Annotated in this window: 1 pseudogene; it reads left to right on the forward strand. The window is 61.2% G+C overall.

What is annotated here, in order from left to right:
• Positions 1-327: 327 nt before the first annotated feature.
• A pseudogene (locus L630_RS0120745) lies at positions 328-1,243 on the forward strand (IS3 family transposase); the annotation flags it as partial.

Here is a 1,243-nt window from a genome sequence, read left to right on the forward strand (position 1 = left end):
TTCCGGAAAGGGGTTGGTCTCGCAACCAGACCCTACCGGAAAGCGCCGATGACCGCCGCGCTACCCAGCTACACCACGTCCGGGGACGTCACCAATGCTCGCCGATCGCGCAGACGCGCGCCTCCGCCTGCTCAACATCGGTGTAGCGACAGCGAAGCCGATGCCGGGCTATATGCAAGTTGGGGCCGGCCTACTGCTGTTGCCATTCGAAGTTCTGGTGCAACAGCTGAAGGACGGCCTTTTCAACTTTTGCACCCAGAAGCGTGATCCACCCCCATTGAACGGGTCCACCTTGAAGTATGGTTTTGACCATGAAGGAGGACCACGATGGCAACCAAGCGACACAAGCCCGATGAGATCGTCACGAAGCTTCGGCAGGTTGAGGTTTTGCGCGGCCAGGGCATGGCGATGGCGGATGCTGTTCGCCAGATCGGCGTTTCCGAGCTGACGTATTACAGGTGGCGCAAGCAGTATGGCGGCATGAGCCGTGACCAGCTTCGGCAGTTGAAGGAGCTCCAGAAGGAGAACGAACGGCTTCGCAAGGTGGTTGCCGATCTGACACTGGACAAGCTGATCCTGACGGAGGCTGCTCGGGGAAACTTCTGAGCCCCTCGCGTCGTCGTGCCTGCATAGACCATGTTCGCTCGGTTCTGCCGAAACGCGTTTCGGAGCGCCGGATATGCCGCGTGCTGGGGCAGCATCGCTCCACGCAGCGCCGCATTCCCCGCGGTCGGGACGACGAGCAGCAACTGACCGAGGACATCGTTGCACTGGCCCGCCAGTATGGCCGCTATGGCTATCGCAAGATCGCCGAGCTTCTGCGCAGCCAGATGGGCTGGGTGGTCAACGACAAGCGGGTCGAGCGCATCTGGCGACAAGAGGGGCTGAAGGTTCCGGCCAAACAACCGAAGAAGGGCCGGCTCTGGCTCGCCGACGGATCATGCATCCGCCTGCGCGCCGAGCGGCCCAACCATGTCTGGTCCTACGACTTCGTCGAGGACCGAACCCATGACGGAAGGAAGTATCGCATGCTCAACGTGATCGACGAGTTCACGCATGAAGCGTTGGCGATCCGTATCGATCGCAAGCTCAACTCCACTGACGTCATCGACGTCCTGTCCGATCTCTTCATCCTGCGCGGTGTGCCTGAGCACGTCCGCTCCGACTACGGCCCGGAGTTCATCGCCAAGGCTGTACGGGAGTGGATCGTAGCCGTCGGCGCAAAGACAGCGTTCATCGAACC

It is taken from the genome of Aminobacter sp. J41 (assembly GCF_000526635.1).
GTDB lineage: Bacteria > Pseudomonadota > Alphaproteobacteria > Rhizobiales > Rhizobiaceae > Aerobium.